Source organism: Citrobacter rodentium NBRC 105723 = DSM 16636 (assembly GCF_021278985.1).
GTDB lineage: Bacteria > Pseudomonadota > Gammaproteobacteria > Enterobacterales > Enterobacteriaceae > Citrobacter_A > Citrobacter_A rodentium.
In genome coordinates this window covers 4321694-4343599 of the sequence record NZ_CP082833.1, presented here as the reverse complement: position 1 = coordinate 4343599, position 21906 = coordinate 4321694, and the positions used below count along the sequence as shown (strand labels likewise).

17 protein-coding genes and 2 pseudogenes are annotated in these 21906 nt (G+C 55.4%); 14 read left to right on the top strand and 5 right to left on the bottom strand.

Features of this window, described 5'->3' with window-relative positions:
• Together K7R23_RS20665 and ptsG are read left to right on the top strand one after the other, a co-directional pair.
• Entirely contained in the window at positions 1–798 is a 798-nt protein-coding gene (locus K7R23_RS20665) for a metal-dependent hydrolase (protein ID WP_012905447.1), read from the top strand.
• A 292-nt stretch (positions 799–1090) separates the two neighbouring features.
• Positions 1091–2524, top strand: a complete 1434-nt coding sequence (gene ptsG, locus K7R23_RS20660; protein WP_012905448.1) for a PTS glucose transporter subunit IIBC — start codon at positions 1091–1093, stop codon at positions 2522–2524.
• A 79-nt stretch (positions 2525–2603) separates the two neighbouring features.
• Here ptsG and fhuE read toward each other — a convergent pair whose 3' ends face one another.
• On the bottom strand, positions 2604–4784 hold the full coding sequence (fhuE, locus tag K7R23_RS20655; RefSeq protein WP_024132615.1) for a ferric-rhodotorulic acid/ferric-coprogen receptor FhuE: 2181 nt from the start codon (positions 4782–4784) through the stop codon (positions 2604–2606).
• Between the two features lie 346 nt (positions 4785–5130).
• Here fhuE and hinT point away from each other — a divergent pair, with 346 nt between their 5' ends.
• From hinT to K7R23_RS20615, 8 genes and pseudogenes are all read left to right on the top strand, one after another.
• Positions 5131–5490 (top strand): purine nucleoside phosphoramidase, encoded by a 360-nt coding sequence (hinT, locus tag K7R23_RS20650; protein ID WP_012905450.1) that lies wholly within the window; start codon positions 5131–5133, stop codon positions 5488–5490.
• 2 nt (positions 5491–5492) lie between these two features.
• Positions 5493–5867 (top strand): YcfL family putative periplasmic lipoprotein, encoded by a 375-nt coding sequence (locus tag K7R23_RS20645; RefSeq protein ID WP_012905451.1) that lies wholly within the window; start codon positions 5493–5495, stop codon positions 5865–5867.
• Between the two features lie 16 nt (positions 5868–5883).
• Positions 5884–6522 carry a penicillin-binding protein activator LpoB gene (gene lpoB, locus K7R23_RS20640; protein WP_012905452.1) on the top strand — a complete coding sequence of 213 codons (639 nt, stop codon included), beginning with the start codon at positions 5884–5886 and terminating at the stop codon, positions 6520–6522.
• Positions 6503–7327: a thiamine kinase gene (thiK, locus tag K7R23_RS20635; RefSeq protein ID WP_012905453.1), complete on the top strand. Its 825-nt coding sequence runs from the start codon at positions 6503–6505 to the stop codon at positions 7325–7327. The genes lpoB and thiK overlap by 20 nt, the downstream gene beginning before the upstream one ends.
• A gap of 10 nt (positions 7328–7337) precedes the next feature.
• Positions 7338–8363 (top strand): beta-N-acetylhexosaminidase, encoded by a 1026-nt coding sequence (nagZ, locus tag K7R23_RS20630; RefSeq protein WP_012905454.1) that lies wholly within the window; start codon positions 7338–7340, stop codon positions 8361–8363.
• Between the two features lie 21 nt (positions 8364–8384).
• Positions 8385–8927 (top strand): alpha/beta hydrolase YcfP, encoded by a 543-nt coding sequence (gene ycfP / locus K7R23_RS20625; protein WP_012905455.1) that lies wholly within the window; start codon positions 8385–8387, stop codon positions 8925–8927.
• Positions 8928–9174: 247 nt separating this feature from the next.
• Positions 9175–10478 (top strand): annotated as a pseudogene (ndh, locus tag K7R23_RS20620) (NADH-quinone dehydrogenase).
• A 202-nt stretch (positions 10479–10680) separates the two neighbouring features.
• The gene (locus tag K7R23_RS20615) at positions 10681–11220 is read left to right on the top strand and encodes a glycine zipper 2TM domain-containing protein (protein ID WP_012905458.1); all 540 of its coding nucleotides are present in this window, start codon (positions 10681–10683) and stop codon (positions 11218–11220) included.
• Between the two features lie 60 nt (positions 11221–11280).
• Here the strand turns inward: K7R23_RS20615 and K7R23_RS20610 are convergent.
• Positions 11281–11967: pseudogene (locus K7R23_RS20610) on the bottom strand (TonB-dependent receptor domain-containing protein); the annotation flags it as partial.
• Between the two features lie 39 nt (positions 11968–12006).
• Positions 12007–12642: a TetR family copper-responsive transcriptional repressor ComR gene (comR, locus tag K7R23_RS20605; RefSeq protein WP_012905459.1), complete on the bottom strand. Its 636-nt coding sequence runs from the start codon at positions 12640–12642 to the stop codon at positions 12007–12009.
• A 240-nt stretch (positions 12643–12882) separates the two neighbouring features.
• On the opposite strand from comR, the gene bhsA reads away from it, so the two are divergent.
• The 4 genes from bhsA (at position 12883) to K7R23_RS20585 (ending at position 17179) form a co-directional block, all read left to right on the top strand.
• The gene (gene bhsA / locus K7R23_RS20600) at positions 12883–13140 is read left to right on the top strand and encodes a multiple stress resistance protein BhsA (RefSeq protein WP_012905460.1); all 258 of its coding nucleotides are present in this window, start codon (positions 12883–12885) and stop codon (positions 13138–13140) included.
• A gap of 353 nt (positions 13141–13493) precedes the next feature.
• The gene (locus tag K7R23_RS20595) at positions 13494–14204 is read left to right on the top strand and encodes a fimbria/pilus chaperone family protein (protein WP_012905461.1); all 711 of its coding nucleotides are present in this window, start codon (positions 13494–13496) and stop codon (positions 14202–14204) included.
• A gap of 9 nt (positions 14205–14213) precedes the next feature.
• The gene (locus tag K7R23_RS20590; RefSeq protein WP_012905462.1) at positions 14214–16628 is read left to right on the top strand and encodes a fimbrial biogenesis outer membrane usher protein; all 2415 of its coding nucleotides are present in this window, start codon (positions 14214–14216) and stop codon (positions 16626–16628) included.
• Positions 16619–17179: a DUF1120 domain-containing protein gene (locus K7R23_RS20585; protein WP_012905463.1), complete on the top strand. Its 561-nt coding sequence runs from the start codon at positions 16619–16621 to the stop codon at positions 17177–17179. Before K7R23_RS20590 ends, K7R23_RS20585 begins: the two co-directional genes overlap by 10 nt.
• Before the next feature lie 47 nt (positions 17180–17226).
• Here the strand turns inward: K7R23_RS20585 and ldtC are convergent, their stop codons facing one another.
• Together ldtC and mfd are read right to left on the bottom strand one after the other, a co-directional pair.
• Positions 17227–18189 (bottom strand): L,D-transpeptidase LdtC, encoded by a 963-nt coding sequence (ldtC, locus tag K7R23_RS20580; protein WP_012905464.1) that lies wholly within the window; start codon positions 18187–18189, stop codon positions 17227–17229.
• A gap of 210 nt (positions 18190–18399) precedes the next feature.
• The gene (gene mfd / locus K7R23_RS20575; protein ID WP_012905465.1) at positions 18400–21846 is read right to left on the bottom strand and encodes a transcription-repair coupling factor; all 3447 of its coding nucleotides are present in this window, start codon (positions 21844–21846) and stop codon (positions 18400–18402) included.
• Positions 21847–21906: the final 60 nt, after the last annotated feature.

Below are 21906 nucleotides of genomic sequence, written 5' to 3'. Positions count from 1 at the left end.
ATGTTTTTAGTCGACTCGCATTGCCATCTTGATGGCCTGGATTATCAATCTCTGCATAAGGACGTGGATGACGTGCTGGCGAAAGCCGCCGCGCGCGATGTGAAATTTTGTCTGGCAGTGGCGACCACGCTGCCGGGCTACCGCAGTATGCGTGAGCAGGTAGGCGAGCGCGATAACGTGGTCTTTTCCTGTGGCGTTCATCCGCTGAACCAGGATGAGGACTACGCGGTAGAGGATCTGCGTCGGCTGGCAGGCGAAGAGGGCGTGGTGGCGATGGGCGAAACCGGGCTGGACTATTTTTATACCCCGGAAACGAAGCTTCGCCAGCAGGCGTCCTTTATCAATCATATTCAGATTGGTCGCGAGCTGAATAAACCGGTGATCGTCCATACCCGCGATGCCCGTGCCGATACGCTGGCAATTCTTCGCAATGAAAAGGTGACGGATTGCGGCGGCGTACTACACTGTTTTACAGAAGACAGAGAAACGGCAGGTAAATTACTGGATTTAGGCTTTTATATCTCCTTCTCCGGTATCGTCACCTTCCGTAATGCCGAACAGCTGCGCGATGCCGCGCGCTATGTGCCTCTGGATCGCCTGCTGGTTGAGACGGATTCGCCGTATTTAGCGCCGGTTCCGCACCGCGGTAAAGAAAACCAGCCTGCGATGGTGCGTGATGTCGCAGAATACATGGCCGTATTGAAGGGTGTTGCCGTTGATGAACTGGCGCAGGTAACCACCAATAACTTTGCCAGCCTGTTCCATATCGACGCTTCCCGCCTGCAATCAGCCTCTTAGATGAGTTTTTTTAAAGCTCGTAATTAATCGCTAAAGCGAGTAAAGTTCACCGCCACAAATCGGGCGGTGAATGAACGGCCTGACACATTCAGATACTATTTTTGTCAAAATGTGCAACTTAAAGCGTTACGCGGAGTTGAAACGTGATAGCCATCAAACAAAAATACGCTGAATTATTTTACTCTGTGTAATAAATAAAGGGCACTTAGATGCCCTGTCCACGGCGAGGCTCTCCCCCCTTGCTAATGCGTGAAAACATAGAAAACACAAATACTCAGGAGCACTCCTAATTATGTTTAAGAATGCATTTGCTAACCTGCAGAAGGTCGGTAAATCGCTGATGCTGCCGGTATCCGTGCTGCCGATCGCAGGTATCCTGCTTGGCGTCGGTTCCGCAAACTTCAGCTGGCTGCCAGCCGTTGTATCGCATGTCATGGCGGAAGCAGGCGGTTCTGTCTTTGCTAACATGCCGCTTATTTTCGCTATCGGCGTTGCGCTGGGCTTTACCAACAACGACGGCGTTTCCGCGCTGGCTTCGGTTGTCGCCTACGGCATCATGGTTAAAACCATGTCCGTGGTTGCGCCGCTGGTTCTGCATTTACCGGCTGAAGAGATCGCTGCGAAACACCTTGCGGATACCGGTGTTCTCGGCGGGATCATCTCCGGTGCGATTGCGGCGTATATGTTCAACCGCTTCTACCGTATCAAGCTGCCTGAGTATCTCGGCTTCTTTGCCGGCAAGCGCTTTGTACCGATTATCTCTGGTCTGGCGGCGATCTTCACCGGCGTGATCCTTTCCTTCATCTGGCCGCCGATTGGTACTGCTATTCAGACCTTCTCTCAGTGGGCTGCTTACCAGAACCCGGTTGTGGCGTTCGGTATCTACGGCTTCATTGAGCGCTGCCTGGTGCCGTTTGGTCTGCACCATATCTGGAACGTTCCTTTCCAGATGCAGATCGGCGAATACACCAACGCGGCAGGCCAGGTATTCCACGGCGATATTCCGCGTTATATGGCGGGCGACCCGACTGCGGGCAAACTGTCCGGCGGCTTCCTGTTCAAGATGTACGGTCTGCCGGCTGCGGCTATCGCCATCTGGCACTCTGCTAAACCAGAAAACCGCGCCAAAGTGGGCGGTATCATGATCTCCGCCGCGCTGACCTCGTTCCTGACCGGTATCACCGAGCCGATCGAGTTCTCCTTCATGTTCGTTGCGCCGATCCTGTACATCATCCACGCGATTCTGGCTGGTCTGGCGTTCCCGATCTGTATCCTGCTGGGTATGCGTGACGGCACCTCCTTCTCGCACGGTCTGATCGACTTTATCGTTCTGTCAGGCAACAGCAGCAAACTGTGGCTGTTCCCGATTGTGGGCATCGGTTATGCGATCGTTTACTACACCGTTTTCCGCGTGCTGATTAAAGCGCTGGATCTGAAAACCCCGGGTCGTGAAGATAACACCGACGAAGCGAAAGCGGGCGCGACCAGCGAAATGGCCCCGGCTCTGGTGGCGGCATTTGGCGGTAAAGAAAACATCACTAACCTGGATGCGTGCATTACCCGTCTGCGTGTCAGCGTGGCTGACGTGGCGAAGGTTGATCAGGCTGGCCTGAAGAACCTGGGCGCTGCTGGCGTGGTGGTTGCCGGTTCCGGCGTTCAGGCTATCTTCGGTACGAAATCCGATAACCTGAAAACTGAAATGGATGAGTACATCCGTAACAGCTAAGCAGTAAGAGTCCGGGGAGAACTAAGGCAGCCGCATGGCTGCCTTTTTTATATTCTGCGCTGCCGATCCGGCAGAGGGATCAGAACTGCCAGGTGGCGGTGATGCTCACGTTGCGCGGTTCACCGTACACAATCGAACCTTCGACGTTGGTATCGTAGGTCTTATTGAACAGATTATTGACGTTACCCTGCAGCGAGAAGTTTTTGCTGACCTGGTAGCGGGTGAAGAGATCCACCAGCGCATAGCTGCCCTGTTCGGCGCGGAAGGTGCCATACGGCGTCACCGTGTCGCTGTAGACGCGGTTTTGCCAGTTTACGCCGCCGCCGACGGTCAGTTCCGGCATATCCGGCAGGCGATAGCGGGTGAACAGTTTCACTGAAGTGCGCGGCAGATAAGGATTCACCGCATTGCCTTCGTTGTCGTTCGCGACGTAGCGCGTGGCGCCGAAGGTCATCTGCCAGTTATCGGTGATCGCGCCGTTGATCTCCAGTTCCACCCCTTTGCTGACGGTGCCGTCCACCGCTTTATAGGCGGTGTCGCCGTTGCTGCCGGCGATAGGCACGCCGGTGGACTGACCGACGTTGTCCTGCTCAATGCGGAATACCGAGAGCGTGGTGGTCAGGCGGCTGTTCAGCCAGTCAGATTTCAGACCCACTTCATAGTTATTGCCAATAATCGGGGAGAGATACTTGCCTGAGCTGTCTCGCTTATTTTGCGGCTGGAAGATCGAGGTGTAGCTGGCGTAGGTCGACCAGTTATCGTTGATATCGTAAACCAGACCGGCATACGGCGTGGTGTGGTTTTGCTCCATGCTGTAGGTCAGGGTATCAACACGCCAGTTGGTATAGCGCGCGCCGAGGATCAGGTGCAGCGGATCGGCCAGAGAAATGCGCGTTGCGGCATACAGCGACTTCATGTGCGTGGTGTCGTCCTGAGCCAGCGACTGCGGCGCCCAGTGGGTTTGCGGGAAGTTACCGTTGTCGTTGGCAAAGCTGCCGATTTCGTCCGGGAAGACGTTTGCCCATGAGCTGAAATAGCGGTTGTTTTGCTTGCTGTAGCTGCCGCCGAACATCAGGTTATGCTGTCGGCCAAACAGATCGTAGCCGCCGTCGGCAAAGAGATCGACAGCGTCAACTTTACGTTTGCCGCTGTTCCAGCCGGTCCCGCCCACATAATCGAAGCCCGGACCATAGTTTGCGTACGGGCCAACCAGCTCGCCAGTCTCTTTATTGACTAACGCATCGATATACATCGTTTTGCTGTCGAACTCCACCTCAGAGTGGGTGGCGTTCATCGTCGCCTGCCAGCTATCGGCAAAGCGCTGCCTGAGCGTCAGGAAAACTTTATTGATCTCTTTATCGTTATACGCCCAGTCCGGCGCGGTGCTGCGGGCGCGGTCATAGCTGTTTTTGCTGCCTTCGGTATTCCAGCGCGGCAGTCCGCCCCATGTCGGGCTGTTGACGTCGATTTTCTGATACTCATAGCCCGCCGCAAGGCTGGTGGTTTCGCCGAGATCGGCATCAATAATGCCTGAGAAGAAGGTTTTTTCGCTGTTGTAGCGATCGAGCCAGGAGTCGTTGTTTTGATAGCCCGCCACGATGCGCGCACGCACGTTGCCGTCGTCGGTGAGCGGGCTTTGCATATCCATAACGTAGCGCTGTTTGTTCCAGCTGCCATATTCAGCGGAAACGTCGCCTTTAAACTCGCGGCTGGTGGCGTGTTTACGGATCATATTGATCGATGCGGAGGGGTTGCCGGTACCGGTCATCAGGCCGCTGGCGCCGCGTACCACTTCCACGCGCTCAAACAGCGCGGTGTCGGAGAGCGCGTCACCGAGATTCCAGCGCGATTCAAACCAGGTCGGGATGCCGTCGACCATATAATTATCGATTTCGAAGCCGCGAGAATAGTAGCTGCTGCGGTCTGAGTCGGCCTGGCTTCTGCTGATCCCCAGCGTGTTATCCATCACCTCGCCCAGCGTTTGCAACTGCTGATCTTCCATCCGCTGCTGACCGACGATGCTGACGGATTGCGGAATATCGCGCTGGGTCATCATCATTTTGGTGCCTGCGCTGGTGGTTTTAACGCTGTAGTCCTGCTCATCGGCGGAATACCCGGCGGAGGCGGAACCTTCAACAATGACCGTCTCTTCCGGCGCGGAGGCGGCGAAGCTAATGGACGGCGTCAACGCAATTGCGATACAGGCGGCAAGCAGCGTTGGCTGACGCAGTTTGTCCCCATGAAGTGTTGTGAAAGACATCGATAAACCCTTAAGAAAGAAGGAAATTTGTTCATGCCGTGGAACGGCGCAAACCGTTTTTATTTTTTTTGCCAAGAAATGCGCATGGAAATACAAATGCGAAATATACGCATTCATATTTGTTGTGTAAACAGGGCTATTTTGCTTTTTGAAATCTTGTTTCAGGAAGTTTTACGTTCTCCACGGCGGGAAAGGGGGAAAAGCATCTTAATGCCGCTGATTTTTGCTTAAAAAATCGTGGCTTAAGGTTGAAAGAGCAGCTTTAAGTCGATCATACTCTATACTCGCAGTATGGCTCAGCGTAGCATGACATCACGCATGGCAATTTTAAGAAAAGGAAAACGTCGTGGCAGAAGAAACCATATTCAGTAAGATCGTTCGTCGTGAAATCCCTTCCGATATTGTTTACCAGGATGAACTGGTTACCGCCTTCCGCGATATTTCACCGCAGGCGCCGACCCATATCCTGATTATCCCGAATGTCCTGATCCCGACGGTTAATGATGTTACCGCCGAACACGAACAGGCGCTGGGACGGATGATCACCGTCGCGGCCAAAATCGCGGCCCAGGAAGGTATTGCCGAAGATGGCTATCGGTTAATTATGAATACCAATCGTCACGGCGGGCAGGAGGTGTATCACATCCATATGCACCTGCTGGGTGGCCGCGCGCTGGGACCGATGCTCGCGCATAAAGGGCTGTAATAATGAAAAGAGGATGCCTTGCGCTATCGCTGGGATTGCTGCTGCTGGCCGGGTGCCGTTCTCATCCTGAGATCCCCGTCAGCGATGAACAATCTCTGGTCATGGAGTCAACTCTGCTGGCGGCCGGTATTACTGCCCAGCCGCCATCGCTAAGGACGTCTGATATTCAGCCTTCGGCGTCCTCTACCTTATATAACGAAAGGCAAGAGCCCGTTACCGTGCATTACCGTTTTTACTGGTATGACGCCAGAGGGTTAGAAATGCATCCTCTGGAAGCGCCGCGCAGCGTAACGATCCCGGCGCGTTCGTCGGTCACGCTGTACGGCAGCGCCAATTATCTGGGGGCGCACAAAGTCAGACTTTATCTTTATTTGTAAGGGGTAAATCTTGAAGATGAAAATGAGTCGCTACGCACTGCTCGCCGCGCTGGCGATAATTCTTTCCGGCTGTGTGGCGCAACGCGAACCTGCGCCGGTTGATGAGGTTAAACCTGCGCCGCAACAGCCGACCCAGCCGTCGGAGCCTGCGCCGGTGGTGCCTTCTGTTCCCACTATTCCGGAGCAGCCTGGCCCGATTGAGCATGAAGATCAAACCGCGCCGCCTGCGCCTCGCGTTCGTCATTACGACTGGAACGGCGCGATGCAGCCGATGGTGAGCAAAATGCTGCAGGCCGATGGCGTCACGTCGGGCAGCGTACTGCTGGTGGATAGCGTGAATAACCGCACCAACGGTTCGCTGAACGCCAGTGAAGCCACCGAAACGCTGCGCAATGCGCTGGCGAACAACGGCAAGTTTACGCTGGTTTCAGCGCAGCAGCTGTCGATGGCGAAACAGCAGTTAGGCCTCTCCCCGCAGGACAGCCTGGGAACGCGCAGCAAAGCGATTGGTATCGCCCGTAACGTCGGCGCGCACTACGTGCTGTACTCCAGCGCTGCCGGCAACGTCAATGCGCCTTCCCTGCAAATGCAACTGATGCTGGTCCAGACTGGCGAGATAATCTGGTCAGGTAAAGGTGCCGTTCAGCAGCAATAAGCCTCTGGCGCGCGATGAGGTCCTGGCGCGCTATTTTCCGCAGTATCGCCCCGTCGCTGAAGGCCAGAATGGCCTCAGCGGCGGAAGCGTAATCATTGCGCATTCCGCCCGCCGTCTGGTGCTTCGTCGTCATCACGACCCCGATGCCCCTGCGTCCCATTTCTTACGCCAGTACCATGCGCTGGCGCGCCTGCCTGAAAACCTGGCGCCGAAGCCGCGGTTGTATATTCCCGGCTGGATGGCGGTGGACTATCTGCACGGTGAGATAAAATCGGCATTGCCGGATACCGACGAACTTGCGGGCTTGCTGTATCATCTGCACCAGCAGCCGCGTTTCGGCTGGCGCATCCAACTTCTGCCGCTGCTTGAACAGTACTGGCAGGAGAGCGATCCGGCGCGCAGAACGCCGTTCTGGCTGCGGCTGCTGAAGCGCCTGCGCCAGCGGCGGGAGCCGCCGCCGCTGCGCCTTGCGCCGCTGCATATGGACGTTCACGCCGGTAACATTGTCCATACCCCGGCAGGGCTGCGGCTTATCGACTGGGAATATGCCGGAGATGGCGACATCGCGCTTGAACTGGCGGCGGTGTGGGTGGACGACGATTTTCAACACCGGCAGCTGGTAAACGCCTACGCGGCGCGCGCGCGCATCATGGCGGAGACATTATGGCGGCAGGTCCGACGCTGGTATCCCTGGGTACTGATGCTGAAGGCCGGTTGGTTTGAATACCGCTGGCGACAGACCGGCGAACAACAATTTATCAGGCTGGCCGACGCAAGCTGGCGGCAGCTACAGACGAAGGATTAAGGAGAGCAGTGTGGGTCCAGTTATGTTGGATGTCGAAGGGTTTGAGCTGGATGCGGAAGAACGGGAAATTCTGGCCCATCCGCTGGTGGGCGGGTTAATCCTCTTTACCCGCAATTATCACGACCCTGAGCAGCTACGCGAACTGGTGCGCCAGATCCGCGCGGCGTCGCGCAATCATCTGGTGGTGGCGGTGGATCAGGAAGGCGGGCGCGTGCAGCGTTTTCGCGAAGGGTTTACCCGTCTGCCAGCCGCCCAGTCGTTTGCCGCGCTGCACGGGCTGGAGGAGGGGGGCAGGCTGGCTGAAGAGGCCGGATGGCTGATGGCCAGCGAAATGATTGCGATGGATATCGACATCAGCTTCGCGCCGGTGCTGGACGTGGGGCATATCAGCGCGGCGATTGGCGAGCGTGCTTATCACGCGGACCCGGCGAAAGCGCTGGCGATGGCGACGCGTTTTATTGACGGTATGCATGCCGCGGGGATGAAAACCACCGGCAAACACTTCCCCGGTCATGGCGCGGTGACCGCCGACTCGCATAAAGAGACGCCCACCGATCCGCGCCCGGAAGCGGAAATCCGCGCGAAAGATATGTCCGTATTCCGCGCACTGATCGGCGAAAATAAGCTGGATGCGATTATGCCCGCTCATGTCATTTACAGCGATGTCGATTCGCGCCCGGCAAGCGGTTCGCCGCACTGGCTGAAAACGGTTCTGCGCCAGGAGCTGGGTTTTGATGGCGTCATTTTCTCTGACGACCTGTCAATGGAAGGGGCGGCGATCATGGGCAGCTACGCGGAACGTGGACAGGCGTCGCTGGATGCAGGTTGCGATATGATCCTGGTCTGCAATAATCGTAAAGGGGCGGTGAGCGTATTAGATAATCTGTCGCCGATCAAAGCAGAACGTGTTACACGTTTGTATCATAAAGGTACATTTTCGCGTCAGGAACTGATGGACTCGCCACGCTGGAAACAGGTCAGCGCGCAGCTCAGCCAGTTACATGAACGCTGGCAGGATCAAAAAGCAGGTCATTAACGCAAGTTGGGTGGGGATGCGATGATTATCTATTTACACGGTTTTGACTCAAACAGTCCGGGTAACCACGAGAAGGTCCTGCAATTGCAGTTTATCGACCCGGACGTCAGGCTGATCAGCTACAGCACGCGGCATCCGAAACATGACATGCAGCATCTGCTGAAGGAAGTGGACAAAATGCTGCAGCTTAACGTCGACGAGCGTCCGCTGATCTGCGGCGTCGGTCTTGGCGGATACTGGGCTGAGCGCATTGGCTTTTTATGCGATATTCGCCAGGTGGTCTTTAACCCGAACCTGTTTCCGCATGAGAACATGGAGGGGAAAATCGACCGCCCGGAAGAGTATGCCGATATTGCCACCAAGTGCGTCACCAACTTCCGCGAGAAGAATCGCGATCGCTGCCTGGTGATCCTCTCCCGCCACGATGAAGCGCTGGACAGCCAGCGCGCCTCGGAAGTGCTGCACCATTTTTATGAGATTGTGTGGGATGAGGAGCAGACGCATAAGTTCAAGAACATCTCACCGCATTTACAGCGGATCAAAGCCTTCAAAACGTTGGGCTAAGGCCATTACCGGGCCGCAACCCTGCGCCGAACCAGCCTGCGGGCTGGTTTTTTTTGTTCCTGACGACGGTGATTGTCTATCTTTTCAGCAGCAAAACTTGATGCACATCAATTTTGGTATGACCAATGGACCGCATGTGCTATTCTCAGTGTCGAAGAAGATTTTCATTATCGTAACTTGTTGTTAATTAAAGGCTATGCTAATAACTTTTAATTAACAATTGGTTAATAATTTTAAGGGGGTCACGTTGACTACGCCATTGAAAAAGATCGTGATTGTCGGCGGTGGGGCTGGCGGGCTGGAAATGGCCACGCAGTTAGGGCATAAGCTGGGGCGCAAGAAAAAGGCAAAGATCACGCTGGTGGATCGCAATCACAGCCATCTGTGGAAGCCGCTGCTGCACGAAGTGGCCACCGGCTCCCTCGATGAGGGCGTGGATGCGCTGAGCTATCTGGCGCACGCGCGTAATCATGGTTTTCAGTTTCAGCTGGGTTCGGTGATGGATATCGATCGTGAAGCGAAGACCATTACTATCGCCGAACTGCGCGACGAGAAGGGCGAACTGCTGGTGCCGGAGCGCAAAATCGCTTACGACACGCTGGTCATGGCGCTGGGCAGTACCTCAAACGACTTCAATACGCCGGGTGTGAAAGAGCACTGCATTTTCCTTGATAACCCGCATCAGGCGCGCCGTTTCCATCAGGAAATGCTTAACCTGTTCCTGAAGTATTCCGCTAACCTCGGCGCGAACGGCAAAGTCAATATTGCTATCGTCGGCGGCGGCGCGACGGGCGTGGAGCTGTCGGCTGAACTGCATAACGCGGTAAAACAGCTGCACAGCTACGGCTACAAGGGGCTGACCAACGAAGCGCTGAACGTTACCCTGGTGGAAGCGGGCGAACGTATTCTGCCTGCGCTACCGCCGCGTATTTCCTCCGCCGCGCACAACGAGCTGACCAAACTCGGAGTACGCGTACTGACTCAGACGATGGTGACCAGCGCCGACGCGGGCGGTCTGCACACCAAAGACGGTGAGTATATCGAAGCCGATCTGATGGTCTGGGCGGCAGGGATCAAAGCGCCGGACTTTTTGAAAGAGATTGGCGGTCTGGAAACTAACCGCATTAATCAGCTGGTTGTGGAGCCGACGCTGCAAACTACCCGCGATCCTGACGTGTACGCGATTGGCGACTGTGCCTCTTGTCCACGCCGGAAGGCGGTTTTGTACCACCGCGCGCTCAGGCTGCGCACCAGATGGCAACCTGCGCGATGAATAACTTTCTGGCGCAGATGAACGGTAAGTCGCTGAAGGCGTATCAGTATAAAGATCACGGTTCTCTGGTTTCGCTGTCTAACTTCTCCACCGTCGGCAGTCTGATGGGCAACCTGACGAAAGGGTCGATGATGATAGAAGGGCGAATTGCCCGCTTTGTCTACATCTCTCTGTACCGTATGCACCAGATTGCGCTGCACGGCTATTTCAAAACCGGGCTGATGATGCTGGTCGGCAGTATCAACCGCGTGATTCGCCCGCGCCTGAAGCTGCATTAATCATCTTCTGCTCAGCATCGCCGGTTGGCGGTGCTGAGCGCCTGAACCGGCTTATACAGCGGTTATCCCGCAATCTCGCCTCAGAGTTCTCTGAATCATGCTGTTCTGACGCTGCCGGACGATATTTTCATCCGCAATCTGATGGGCCTTCGCTTGCTTTCATTGCAGTATTGTTAGCAATAGCAAAGAAGGAGGATCTCCCGTGAATAAATCGATGTTGGCGGGTATAGGGATTGGCGTAGCTGCTGCGCTGGGCGTGGCGGCGGTTGCCGGTCTGAACGTCTTTGATCGCGGCCCGCAGTATGCACAGGTCGTTTCCGCAACGCCTATTAAAGAAACCATTAAGACCCCACGCAAGGAGTGCCGCAACGTGACGGTCACCCACCGCAGACCGGTACAGGATGAAAACCGGATCGCCGGTTCCGTTCTCGGCGCGGTAGCGGGCGGGGTGATTGGTCATCAGTTTGGCGGCGGTCGCGGTAAAGATGTGGCGACGGTGGTCGGTGCGTTAGGCGGCGGCTATGCCGGTAATCAGATCCAGGGATCGATGCAGGAAAACGACACCTACACCTCGACGCAGCAGCGCTGCAAGACCGTCTATGACAAGTCGGAAAAAATGCTCGGCTATGACGTCACCTATAAAATTGGCGATCAGCAGGGCAAAATCCGTATGGACCGCGATCCCGGCACGCAAATTCCACTGGATAGCAACGGCCAGCTGGTACTGAATAACAAAGCCTAAAAAAGCTGTACTCTGCAAAATATTAGCCCCTCATTCGCTCAGGCTGAGGGGCTTTTTTCATCAGAAGGTTAGCGCATAGTTGAGGCCAAAGGTGCGTCCGCGGCCTTTGTATTCATACAGCGACGGACTGCCGTAGGTCGGACTGTAAAGCAGCGGCGCGCGCTGTCCCCAGAGGGTGGTGTAATCTTCGTCCAGCAGGTTCTCGATGCTGAAGGTCAGTTTACCCAGCGGGAGCTGATAGCTGCCGATAAAATCAACGGTGTTATAGCTATCAAGCTTATTGCCGCTGGCGTCAGTCAGGTCAAACGACTGCTGGCTCTGTAGCCGCAGCGACCACGGTTCCGGCGCCCAGCCGACCCAGGCGGTGGCTTTTGACGGCGAGGCCAGCGTCACATCCCACTTCTGCCATTTACCGCTCTGCTTCACTTCCGACTTCAGAACGTTGAAATTCGCCCCCAGGCTCCAGTCGCTGTCGGCAATGAAATAGTCCACCGCGCCCTCCATGCCGTAAATCCGCCGATCGTCAGGCTCTACGCGGATGGTCATATCGCTGCGGTTAATAACAATCGATTTATCGGAGTTGGAGTAATAGGCCGCCAGCTGCGTGCGCAGGCTGTCGCCGGTATAGCGCCAGCCCAGTTCATAAGAGTTAACCTTGATGCCTTCCAGACGCGAGTCGGCGACGTTGACGCTGCGCTGAAGCTGATAACGATCGCCCACCAGCTGATAAGTGCCGTTCCCGTAATAAGAAGTTACCGGGAAGCGATTCCCCGGTCAGGCAGGCGATTACGCTTTCAGCAGTTCAGGCCACATGCGCAGGGTGGTTCGGGTGATCTGCATCAGCTTGTCGAAGGTGGCGCCTTCGCGGGCGCTGATCGACATCCCCTGCAGGATACAGTTCAGATATTCCGCCAGATTCTGCACATTACAGTGCGCCGGTAGCTCTCCGCGCGTCTGGCGCTGGCGCAGAAACTGGGTCAGGGTTTGCTCCTGCATGGCGTGCCGGCTTTTCACGGTATGCGCGATGTCGCTTGACGCAGCGGCGAGCGTGGCGGAGGTGTTAATCATAAAGCAACCCGCCGGGGTATCTTTGCTGGTAAAGCAGGTCGCCACGGCGGTGAAATAATCTTCCAGAGCAGCCTCTGCGCTTTTTTCTTCGCAGAACAGCTGCGCTTCATGTTTCGCGGCGAAACGGGCGATATACCGGTCGAGCACCGCGCGAAACAATCCCTCTTTATTGGTGAATTCCGCGTACAGCGTCGGAGCTTTTGCGCCCGTTGCTTCAACAAGATCAGCAAGCGAAGTCGCTTCATAACCGTGCTGCCAGAAGAGTGTCATGGCCTTATCAAGCGCGGCTTCCCTGTCGAACACTTTTGGTCGGCCACGGCTTTTTTTAACGCAACCTGTCGGTTCAGTTGTCATGATGCCGTCGTACCTGAGTGAGTGTGATGAATGACCATTATAAAAATAAATGCTTCAGCTCACCAGTGCATTCAGCGGAAAAATAGTTTCAATGTATTTACATGAAAAATAACCGTTTTTTGTTTTATATAACGATCATTATAAAAAATAGTTGACGTGTGACCTGGATCACACCTATCATTTAGTTATCGATCGTTAATTAAATGCTAACTACACTGTTCATCTGCAAAGGTCATTATCATGAAAAACGTTAAAACCCTCATCGCTGCCGCTGTTCTGAGTTCACTGTCATTCGCCAGCTTTGCTGCCGTTGAAGTTCAGTCCACCCCCGCCGATCAGCAAAAAGTCGGCACTATCTCTGCAAGCGCGGGGACAAATCTGGGGTCGTTACAGGACGAACTGGCGCAAAAAGCCGATGAAATGGGGGCGAAATCGTTCCGTATTACCTCCGTCAGCGGTCCTAACACCCTGCACGGTACTGCCGTGATCTATAAATAAGCATTAATCCTCATTAATGCCGTCACTGCTTTTACTGACCTCGCCTGTTTTATACCGGCGAGGTTTTTTATAAATATCCAGTCGTTATTTTTTGTGATGTGTTTATTTATTAAATATATAATATAAACAAATCTAATGTTATCTCATGCTACATACGTTTTAAGCCTGCCTTAATCATCATGTAAGACTTATTAATTTTACTTAGTGGTTTACACTCATCTATTCTCTGTATGTATTTATAAGATTTTCCTTATTAAGCAAGGGTGCTTAATCAGTGGATAACGCTATGCTGGTTGCTGATTTTTCCGCGCCAGAACATGGATAGTAATATTTATTCTCAGGGAGCTCATAGTATGTTGCCGCTAAAAAAAGTATTATCCGCAACACTTATTTTTTCGTCCATTATTGTCACGCCTTTTACTGCGCATTCAGCCGGTATGGTTCCTGAAACCAGTTTATTGGTGATTGACGAAGCCACGCACAGTGGCACCATCAATGTAAAAAATACGGATGCCGCGCCAGCCCTGCTATATACCAATATCATCGACCTGCCGGATGATAACAACGGCTTAAAACTGATTGTCACCCAGCCTGTGGTTCGTCTGGAGCCCGGGCAAACTCAGCAGTTACGCTTTATTTTACAGAACAAGACGCCACTGGACGTTGAACATTATAAACGTGTTACCTTCGAAGGTATTCCGCCGAAAAAAGAGGGTAAAAAAATTAAAGTCGGCATTAATATCCGTCAGGATTTACCGGTATTAATTCGACCGGCAAAACTGGCGGTTGTCACCGATGCCTGGAAGTATTTGCGATGGAGTGGCTCCGGCTCGAATGTGACGGTTACAAATCCGAGTAAATACGTGGTACGTCTGGCGCAAAATGTTGTATTTCAGCCTTCCGCTACCGCCGGACGTATTGCTAAAACCTATATCCTGCCCGGTGAGACGCTGAACGTTTTACTGACCAAAGGCATTGCCGGAGATAAGAAGGCTAAATTTTTCCCGGCCAGCCGTTATGGAATTGAAGTCCCGAGCTTTACTGCCGACCTGAATGCCGAGTGAGGGGCGGTTATGCTTAAAAAAAGCTGCCTTACCCGCTGTGTTGGCGCTGCTCTTTACAGTGCATTACCGCTAATCGTCTGCCACTCTGTGATGGTGCAGGCGGAGGAAGTCACCTTTGATACCAGTATTATCCGCTCACGAGGTTTGAGCGCCGATCTTAACCATTATTTTGCTAACGCACCGCGTTTCCTTCCCGGCACGCATTCGGTTCAGGTGACGGTAAACGGTAAGAGGCGAGGCAGCGCCGCGGTGCGTTTTGGTGAGGATGGCACTCTTTGTATTGATAATGATTTTATCGAATTTGCCGGGCTGATGCCTGTAGCGCTTAAATCGAATGAGGCATGTCATAACATCACCGATGATTATCCACAGGCGGTAATCAACGCGTTGCCCGGACAGGAAAGCGTTGAGCTTTATCTGCCGGAAGAGGCGTTAAACGGCCTCAATGGCGAGATCAGAAATTTCCGCCACGGTGGGAGCGCCGGTATTCTCAACTATTCCCTGTTTACAACCCATAACGACAATGAAGGCAGCGACAGCAGCCGATATTCGCAGGCGAGTCTGGAAGGGGGGGGAAATATCGTCGACTGGTTATTGCGCAGCCGACACATCCTGACGGATGACAACGGCGAGAAGAATACCGAGAGTATTTACACTTTTGCCGAGCACGTCTTTGCCGCACAGAAAACGACTATGCAGGTCGGGGATATTAACGCCGAATCAGATGTCCTTAGCGGTGTGCCGATTACTGGCGTCCAGCTGATGCCCACCAGTGCGCTTCAGGGAAGCGGCTCGGGCGTCAGCGTCTCCGGCATCGCCAGAAACGCGCAGGCCCGCGTGGAGGTGCGTCAAAGTGGCCGTTTGATCTACAACACCCTGGTTCCCGCCGGGCCGTTTACTCTTAGCGACGTGCCCGTGGTGCGCAACAATGTGGATCTGGAGGTGACGGTTGTGGAATCAGACGGCGCGAGTAACCGTTTTATTGTTCCTGCGGCTTCGGTTAGAACCTCGCAACTTTCCCGCCCGCGCGGGCTGACGGTTTCCGCAGGACGCGTACGCAATATTAACGCCGACTACGATGAGCCCTGGGTCTTAAACCTGTCTGATGGCTGGCGTTTACGCCCAGGATTTAATTTACTGGCTTCCGGTGCGGCGGCGGAAAAGTATATCGCTTCCGGGATTCGTGCGGAGTTGTCCCTGGCGGAAAACTGGAGTACCTCTGCCAGTGTGGCGGCAAGTCAGGAAAAACACGGTGATGAAAAACGGGGGCTGAAAACGGAACTGCAAAGCACCGTTTCTCTGGCAGGATCGCTGAGTCTCTCCGCCAGCGCAGCCCATTTCAGCGGCGGTTACCGGGAGCTGGCCGACGCCCTGGTTGACGATTTTCAACCCTATGATAATACCTACGCTACGAATCTGAACTGGTCCACATCGCTGGCGGGCGCCTTCAGCGCGGGTTATACCTATAACCAGAGCGGCGGCGAAAACCATGACTCCCGCTATGTGCTGCTCTCCTGGAGTAAGAGCTTTAAATATGCCTCGGTTTCGGTGAACTGGCAGAGTGCGGTGGGCAACGTTGACGAGGATCAGGATGACGACATGATCTACGTTAACCTGAGCATTCCGCTGGGAGGCGCGCAGAGCATCAGTTCTTATATGCGTAAGCAGGGCGATCGTACCAGCTATGGGGTGCAGAACGCCGGTTCGTTGACGCAGAACACCTATTACTCGCTTTCCGTCGATCGGGACAATGACAGCCATGAGAACAGCTATAACGGTAGCCTGAGCAGCAATCTGCATTATACCCAGTTGGGCGTCGGCGGCGGCAGTAACGGAAATCATCAGCGGAACTATAATGCCATGCTGTCCGGCGGCGTAGCCATGCATAAAAGCGGGGTCACTTTCACGCCGTACGCCATTCGCAACACCTTTGCGATAGCGAAGCTCAATGAAGAAAAGGCGGGCGTGGAAATTAACACGCCGCAAGGCGTCGTCTGGACCGATGCCTGGGGTCAGGCGGTTATTCCGGGTTTAAATGAATGGCGTAACTCACGTATTGAGGTCGATGCTAACAAGTTGCCCGTGAACATGACGTTGGCCAACGGAATGAAATACCTTGCAGCCGCACATGCGTCCGTCAGCGAAGTGAATTTTAAAATCCTGAACAGCCGACGGGTGATGATTCGTGTGAAGCGTGCCGACGGCAGCACGCTGGCGAAAGGGATATCCATCGTTGATGAGAAAGGCAACTACATCGTGACCAGCGTGGATGATGGTCATGTTTTCCTGAATGACGCCGATCAGATTTCCTCACTGTACGCATCAGACGATGACCACCCTCGGCTCTGTAAGATTGATTACACCTTAAGCAATGACAGGGATGAACAGGCGTTTTACGAAGAGGTAGATGGGATATGTCAATAAAGACAGTACATGCGATAATTGCGGCGGCGGGCCTGCTACTGTCAGGAATTGTCTGTGCCGAAGAGTGTCAACTTACGGTTTCGCAGGCTGAAGTTAATTACCAGCAAATTCGCCGTGATGACATCGTCTCCACACAACAAAACTGGCACAAACTCGCGGAACGCGAGGTGAATGTCAATGTTTCCTGCCCCGAGCCACGGCAAATGGCGGTGCTGATGCAGGGCGCTTCCGGGGAGAAAGGCCGCGTGTTATTTGGCGCCCGCGGCGGTATCGGCCTGAAAATCGATAACGTCACCGTTGATGGCAGGCAATACAGCGCCGGGAAAACGACCGATCGGCTCAATTTCACTCCGGAAAGTGGAGCGACAGCACCCGTTTATTTGCGCAACAGCGAAGCCGCGATTGCCCTCGATAACCATACGGTGCCGGAAGGTAAGCAGATGAACTTTACCGTGACCCTCTTCCCGGTGCTTAATGACAGTATGTTCAATGGGAATACCGACAATACGGTCATTGAGGCGGATATTCGCTGGCAGCTGCTGACAAAATAACGTTGAAACCGCTGTGCCCGACATGCGCTGTCGGGCATTTTCCATCCTCACATCGCCTGCGGGTTCACGTCGTGATGGCGGGTGACGTCAACCGGCATCCCTGAACGCACCTCCATCACGTGCTGCATCACTGCCGCATCCGTCTGCGGCGCGCTCCTGAACGCCTGCATGGCGCTGTTTAAGGTGATAGGCAGCATCTGCGGATCGTCATCAATCTTCTTCGACAGCGGCTGGTGCACCTCAACCAGACGCGCGCCGTCTGGCTCTACCGAGGCTTTAATCGGCGTGTTGATAATATTGACTTTGGTGCCTGGCGTAACCTGTTTAAACAGCGTTTCGATATCGGCGTCGCGCAGGCGGATGCAGCCTGAGCTGACCCGCATCCCGATGCCAAAATCGGCGTTAGTGCCGTGCAACAGATAGACGCCGCCGTAGGCGGCTAAGCGAATGGCGTGATGGCCCATCGGATTATCCGGGCCTGCGGGCACCACGGCTGGCAGCTCGATGCCCTGCGCTTTATAGCGCGCGCGAATGTTCGCCGTCGGCGTCCAGGTTGGGTTGGCGCGCTTGTCGGAAACGGTCGTGACCATCGTCGGGGTGAGCGTATCGCCGCCCAGTTGACCAATGCCGATGGGGTAGACGGTAACCGAGTCTTTACCCGGCGGATAGTAATAGAGGCGCAGCTCAGCCAGATTTATCACAATGCCTTCGCGCGGCACGTCCGGCAGCAGGGTTTGCAGCGGGATAGTCAACACGCTGCCGGGGCGCGGCACATAGGGGTCGACGCCGGGGTTAGCCTGCAAAAGCGCCAGAAAACCAACGTTATATTTTTTCGCTATCGCTTCCAGTGAACCGCCGTTGTTTTCGACAACGTGATATTTATTTTCGCCCACCAGCTTGCTGCCGGGGGGCGGAAGGGGCCTGCTGTTCGCCTGCGCGGGCAACGCAAGCGTCATGCTGGCGGCGAGAGTTAAAAAGGCCAGCCAGCGGGAAAGTCGCATCGTATTCATTATCATCACAAATCAAAAGGTTATTAGAATAAGAAAAGCCAATGATAATTATGGCGGGGCGGCGCGTCCTGAAATGCAAGGGAAGTGCAAAGAGTTGTAAAGATTTCGGAAAATCGAGAGAGAAGATGCCCGATGGCGCCACGCCTTATCGGGCCTGGAAAGCACGTCCCGCAGGCCAGAAAAGGAGAAGCCGCCATCCGGCTCAGGGCATTACGCGACGGCGTTTTCCTCCAGCTGCGCCATAAACTGACGCACCCACTCCATACGCGTTTTCCGTTCCGCCAGATCCTGAATGAACTTCAGGCGCACAGGACCGTCGAGGCGGAAGTGCTGAGGCTGTTTCTGCAACAGGCCGATAAGCCAGCTCGGGTTAACGTGATTTTTCTCGGCGAACTCGATGGTGCCGCCTTTCTCGTTGCCTTCCAGCTTACGGATGCCGAGCTTCTGCGCCTGCTGGCGCAGCCTGGCGATATCCAGCAGGTTACGCGCCGGATCCGGCAGCAGGCCGAAGCGATCGATCAGCTCCACCTTGATCTCTTCCAGCTCGTTCGCACTCTTCGCGCTGGCAATCCGTTTATAGAACGACAGACGGGTATTGACGTCGGGGATAAAATCATCCGGCAGCAGCGACGGCATACGCAGCTCGACTTCCGTCTGCTGGCTGGTGAGATCTTCCAGCGACGGTTCGCGTCCGGCCTTCAGCGCATCGACGGCGTTCTCCAGCAGTTCCATATACAGCGAGAAGCCGATGGTTTCCATCTGTCCGCTCTGATCTTCGCCAAGCAGTTCGCCTGCGCCGCGTATTTCCAGATCGTGGGTCGCCAGCGCAAAACCGGCGCCCAGATCTTCCAGCGAAGCGATGGCTTCCAGCCGTTTCTGCGCGTCGGTGGTCATCGCTTTCGGATGCGGCGTCAGCAGCCACGCATAGGCCTGATGGTGCGAGCGGCCTACGCGTCCGCGCAGCTGATGCAGCTGCGCCAGGCCGAAGTGATCCGCGCGCTCAATGATGATGGTATTGGCGGTCGGAATGTCGATGCCGGTTTCGATAATGGTGGTGCACACCAGCACGTTAAAACGCTGGTGGTGGAAGTCATTCATCACCCGTTCCAGTTCGCGCTCGCGCATCTGGCCGTGACCAATGGCGATGCGCGCTTCCGGTACCAGTTCCGCCAGCCTGTCAACGGCTTTCTGGATATTTTCCACGTCGTTGTACAGATAGTAAACCTGGCCGCCGCGCAGGATTTCACGCAGGATCGCCTCGCGCACCACCAGGTTATCGTATTCGCGCACGAAGGTTTTCACCGCCAGGCGGCGAGCCGGCGGGGTGGCGATAATCGACAGATCGCGCATTCCGCTCATCGCCATATTCAGCGTACGCGGGATCGGCGTGGCGGTTAGCGTCAGTATATCCACGTCGGCGCGCATCGCTTTGATACGCTCTTTGTGGCGGACGCCGAAACGGTGCTCTTCGTCGACGATCAGTAAACCCAGATCCCGCAGCTTCACATCGCTTTGCAGCAGCTTGTGCGTGCCGATCAGAATATCGATTTTCCCTTCGGCGGCCTGTTCGAGAATCTGCGCCTGCTCTTTGGCGCTGCGGAAGCGGGAGAGCATTTCGATACGCACCGGCCAGTTGGCGAAGCGGTCGCGGAAGTTGTCGAAATGCTGCTGGGCGAGCAGGGTGGTTGGCACCAGCACCGCCACCTGTTTATGGTTTTCGACGGCGAGAAACGCCGCGCGCATGGCCACTTCGGTTTTACCAAAGCCGACGTCGCCGCAGACCAGCCTGTCCATCGCCAGCGGCTGGCACATGTCGCTGAGCACGGCGTTAATCGCCTGCGCCTGATCGGGCGTCGTTTCGAACGGGAAGCTGTCGCAGAACAGCTGGTATTGTTCGCGATCGTGTTTAAAGGCGAAGCCCTCTTTCGCCGCGCGCTGGGCGTAGATGTCCAGCAGCTCCGCCGCCACGTCGCGGACTTTTTCCGCCGCTTTCTGCCGGGCACGCGACCAGGCATCGCCGCCGAGCTTGTGCAGCGGCGCGTTTTCCTCCGCTCCGCCTGCGTAACGGCTGATAAGATGCAGCGAGGAGACCGGCACGTACAGTTTTGCATCACCGGCGTAGGTCAGCATCAGATACTCGCCCTTGATGCCGCCCGCCTCCAGGGTGGTCATTCCGGCATAGCGGCCCACGCCGTGTTCCAGATGCACCACCGGCTGGCCCGGATGCAGCTCCGCCAGGTTACGGATCAGCGTATCCGGGTTGATGGTGCGGCGGGAATCCTGACGACGGCGCGCGACGCGCTCGCCCAGCAGATCGCTTTCGCAAATCAGCGCCAGGTTGCGCTGCGTATCGATAAACCCGTGTTCGGCGGCGCCGATCATCAGATAACGTCCGGAGCCGGTCGCTTCATCGAGACGCATAATGCGCTTCGGCGCAATTTTAATCCGCGCGAGCAGTTCGCCAAGGGCTTCGCGGCGGCCTTCGCTCTCAACCGAAAACACCACCGGGCCGCTGAACGACTCAAGGAATCTGCGCAACGCGTCCAGCGGCGCTTTTTGCTGCGCCTGTACGGCCAGATCCGGCAGCGTTTGAAAGCCCAGATTGGCGTTTGCCGCTTTGTCGGGCAGATGTTCGGTTTTTAACTGGACGCGCGGCCAGCGCTTAAGTTCGGAAAACAGCGCGTCGACCCGCAGCCACAGCGCTTCCGGCGGCAGCAGCGGGCGCATCGGATCAACGCCGCGGTTTTCAAAACGCGCCAGCGTATCGGCCTGGAAGCGTTCGGCGCTGGCTTCCAGATCGCCGGTATTCACGACCAGCGTGTTTGCCGGGAAGTAGCTGAACAGCGGCGACAGCGGTTCGCTGAAAAACAGCGGCTGCCAGTATTCAATTCCCGCAGGGAGCGTACCTTTGCTGACCTGCTGATAGATATGCTCCGGGTCGCGTTTGACCTCAAACGTGTCGCGCCACTGGCTGCGGAACAGCTCAATGGCGGTTTTATCGGTCGGAAATTCGTGCGCGGGCAGCAGGTTGATCTCCGCGACCTCTTCCAGCGTACGCTGGGTATCGGCGTCAAACAGCCGCAGGCTGTCAATTTCATCATCAAAGAAATCAAGGCGGTAAGGCTGTTCGCTGCCCATCGGGAAGAGATCCAGCAGCGCGCCGCGGGTGGCATATTCGCCGTGCTCCATCACCTGGTCAACGTGCCGGTAGCCCGCGCCGTCGAGCTGGGAACGCAGGGCATCGCGCGACAGGCTCTGTCCTTTTTTCATTACCAGCGCGTGGCCGTGCAGATAGCTGTGCGGACAGACGCGCTGCATCAGAGTATTAACCGGCACAATCAGTACGCCGCGCTGCATGGTGGGCAACTGGTACAGCGTGGAAAGGCGCGAGGAGATAATTTCCTGATGCGGAGAGAAACTGTCGTAAGGGAGCGTCTCCCAGTCCGCGAGATTCATCACCATCTGGTCGGTAAACTGGCGAATTTCATCATGCAGGCGCAGGGCGTTTTGCATATCGGGAGCGATGAGCACCACGGGTCCAACATGACGCTCGGCGATTTCCGCCACCAGCGTGGCGCAGGCCGCGCCGGTCAGTTCGCCCAGCAGGCGCTGATCGCCCGCTTTAACGGGCAGCGTGTAACGTTGTAGTTCAGGCATTCGGTTGTCAGAATCTCTTTTAGATATACGACTGATAAGCAATGCTCTTTATTATCCGCG